Origin of the sequence: Pseudomonas sp. S37, from assembly GCF_016658545.1 — a bacterium.
Lineage (GTDB): Bacteria > Pseudomonadota > Gammaproteobacteria > Pseudomonadales > Pseudomonadaceae > Aquipseudomonas.
In genome coordinates, this window is record NZ_JACVZC010000219.1 from 1 (window position 1) to 2,339 (window position 2,339).

3 protein-coding genes are annotated in these 2,339 nt (G+C 63.5%); all 3 read right to left on the reverse strand.

Translation table 11 applies throughout. The annotated features are described in order from the left end of the window. Nucleotides 1-120 precede the first annotated feature (120 nt). Genes IAE39_RS29345 through IAE39_RS29355 form a run of 3 tightly spaced genes read right to left on the reverse strand, consistent with a single transcriptional unit; the run spans nt 121 to nt 2,089 of the window. Nucleotides 121-663 carry a DUF3833 domain-containing protein gene (locus IAE39_RS29345; RefSeq protein ID WP_201207946.1) on the reverse strand — a complete coding sequence of 181 codons (543 nt, stop codon included), beginning with the start codon at nt 661-663 and terminating at the stop codon, nt 121-123. Nucleotides 664-665: 2 nt separating this feature from the next. Beyond that, nucleotides 666-1,199: a chalcone isomerase family protein gene (locus tag IAE39_RS29350; RefSeq protein WP_201207947.1), complete on the reverse strand. Its 534-nt coding sequence runs from the start codon at nt 1,197-1,199 to the stop codon at nt 666-668. A 59-nt stretch (nt 1,200-1,258) separates the two neighbouring features. Then, entirely contained in the window at nt 1,259-2,089 is an 831-nt protein-coding gene (locus tag IAE39_RS29355; RefSeq protein WP_201207948.1) for a DUF2242 domain-containing protein, read from the reverse strand. Between the last annotated feature and the right edge of the window lie 250 nt (nt 2,090-2,339).

Here is a 2,339-nt window from a genome sequence, read left to right on the forward strand (position 1 = left end):
CGTCACCTCCCTCCGCATGCCCTTCGCTCGGCCTCCTGAAGTCGCAATCTGTGGCGCCTGGGCTATCGCGCGCTTAGAAGCAAAAGCAAAGGCTAATGCCAGTCAGGGCCACTCATGTACTCAGTTGCATGACATGCCCGCCGACAAGGGGCGGAAGAACAGCGTGATCTGGCCGATTTCCACGCCCAGCTTGCGCATGCTGGAGCGGTTGATCAGGGTATCGTCGTCCATCAGGTACATCCAGTCGTCCAGGTCCACCTGCCAGTTCCGCCCGTCAACAGGCAGGTTCAGCCGGTAGCGCCAGCGCAGGGCGTTGCCAGCGACCTCACCATAGGCTTCACCGATCACGTCGCCCGCACTGCCGCGCCAACGGCCAGGGCCGTCCGGCACCAAGGTCCAGACACGTTGCTGGCGTTCGCCATCGCTGTAGACGAAGCGCTCATCGAGGATCAACCGCTCACCTTCGCGGTGGCTGGCAATACACACATGAAAGCGCCTGGCCACCTCCCCCGAGCGCTTCTGAAAAATACCCCAAGCCTGGACCGGGCGTGAAAAGAAGGCCGCCAGGTCAAGTTTCGGTTGCTGGTTGGCGTAATGCCCGACACCCACATTCCCGCAACTGCCCAGCAACAGGCAGGCCACCAGCAGTAGTGCCTTGTTCATGGTCATGTTCCTCTTTCAGCAGCCTGCCCAAGCAGGCGCAGCCGAAGTTGAGGGTCGCGGGCCCGCGGGTCCAGCCAGATGGCGAAAAACGCCCTGGCAAAGGCGGCATCTTGCACCTCGGCTGTCAGCCTGCCGTCCACATAAAAGCGGCACCCGGACCCAGGCAGGTACAAGCCGGCGATGCGCATGCCGGGGCGCACATCGGTGAAGGCCGTTTCCATGATCTGCGCCCAGTTGGCCAACTGCTGCGGGGTGACCCCGCCGCCGCCAAGGCGCCGCATCTCCTGCAAGCTGGCCTGCACCAGGCTGTCTCGGGTCAACGCACGGTGGTACAGCAGTTCAAGGGCAAATGGCCGCGCCCAATCCTGGCCCTGCCCATCGGTCCAGAGCCGGGCGCTGTATAGCCGAAAACCCCACCAGGTGAAGTCGCCACTGCCCAGCGGCTGCGCCGACGGTAGCGCGGCGCGCCAGTCGCCAAGCAGCGGCGTCGCCAGCATAACTGCACATAGGGCCACCCATCGAAGCCTGCGCGCCATGTGACCTGACCTTGTTGGGGATACCTGTACAAGCATAATCTGCTGTACAGGTATTTGCCTCAAAGGGAGGGCGATGCAGCCTCGGCCGGCGGGGCATCCTGTTGCACCTGAATCGGCGCAGCCTCGACCGGTGGCGCTACTGGCTGCGAACCCTGGCTGTCATCCACCACCGGCGCCGCTGCCGCCTCGCTGGCCGGGGCAACGGCCGCGGGCGCTGGTGCAGGCTCAGCCACGGGCGCTGGAGCAGGAGCAGGAGCAGGAGCCGGTGCCACCGGGTTCGCTGCTGCCTGCTCTGGCAGCCCCAGGTCTACCGCCGGCTTTTCAACCTTGGGCGCCTCGACCTTGGCCTTGCTCACCTTCTTCGGCTTGGGCAGGTAGCTCTCCACCAAGGCAAAATAACGGTCATAGAACTGCGCCGCTGTCACCGTCTCGCTGGCCACCTTGACCATCGAGTCGTCACTGGAGCCGATCGGCATCGACACCGAGCCCAGCACGCCCACGCCAAGGCTGGCGGAGGTGTTGGACTTTTTCAGCGCGTAGCGGTCCTGCAAGGCGTTGGCGAACATGGTCGAGCGCTGCTCGTCGCTCACGTCTGGCGCACAGGTGACGTTGAAACTGATCTGCAGGTGGTTCTCGCTGTTCTGCTGGAAGCTCTTGTTGCCCACCACCTGGTTGGCGCCGCTGTTGGTAATGATGTAGCCCTGGCTGAGCAAGGCGCGCCGGGCAGCCTCACAGGAGCCGGCATCGCTCACCGGGAAGCTGCGCGAAAAGGTGCCCGAGTCATCGAAGTTCTCGTGCTCGTAGACGGCCGCTTTTTTCGAGGAACAACCGCTCACGCCCGCCAGCACCAGGGCCAGCCCGAGCGCACCAAAGACGGAAGATCTGGTCATTGCGAATTCCGGGTATGTCGAGAAGGTGCCTATTGTGCAACACAGCAGGCAGGCACAGGAACCACTGGTCGGTGAAGAACCTGTCAGGTAGGTGTAAATCTGGGTTAAGACAGGCAATTGCCAGGCGCCAGAACGAAAAAAGCGACCCGAAGGTCGCTTTGACGTTGCTTCAAGGCGTTCATGGGGCCTTGAGGCGAAGATGGCGCAGCGGACGGGACTCGAACCCGCGACCCCCGGCGTGACAGGCCGG